This window comes from Cedecea sp. B1(4), assembly GCF_059414925.1.
The window spans coordinates 1-427 of sequence record NZ_JCAHMZ010000347.1 but is presented as its reverse complement, the minus strand read 5'-3'; the positions used below and the strand labels follow the sequence as shown (position 1 = coordinate 427).

Here is a 427-nt window from a genome sequence, read left to right as displayed (position 1 = left end):
CAATATTTATTGCATAATGGGCGATTTGGATGCACATGATCATGAAGCAGCCCCGCAGCCGCGCAACACCCGCACGCGCAAACCGCCCAGGTGAACGCGACGCCCTCGCCCACCTCCGATCACGAATCGATGGAAGCATGGAGACTGGATACACCGCCGAGCAGGCGGCGACGATCTTGCTCAGTGGCACCGGCTTGTCCGACTGGCAAGTCGGGTTTCTGGCCGTCGCCTTGAATGAGGTGGCCGAGTGGCGCGAACGCATCGGCAAGGTGGGCGGAATCGCTTGCTACGAGTGTGCGAGCGAACTCACGCAGATGAACAGCATGCACCGGGGCAGCGTTGAACCCGTCGTGTACGCGCTGTCCGGACTGTCTTTCAGCGTTTCATGGCAGGGCGACTACGGCGCTCGCAGCTTCTTTGTCGAGCA

At 60.9% G+C, this 427-nt stretch carries 1 protein-coding gene; it reads left to right on the top strand.

From position 1 onward, the window contains the following. Positions 1-137 precede the first annotated feature (137 nt). Positions 138-427, top strand: a 290-nt coding sequence (locus ACR6JA_RS23230; RefSeq protein WP_494599888.1) for a hypothetical protein, incomplete at its 3' end; no start/stop codon positions are given.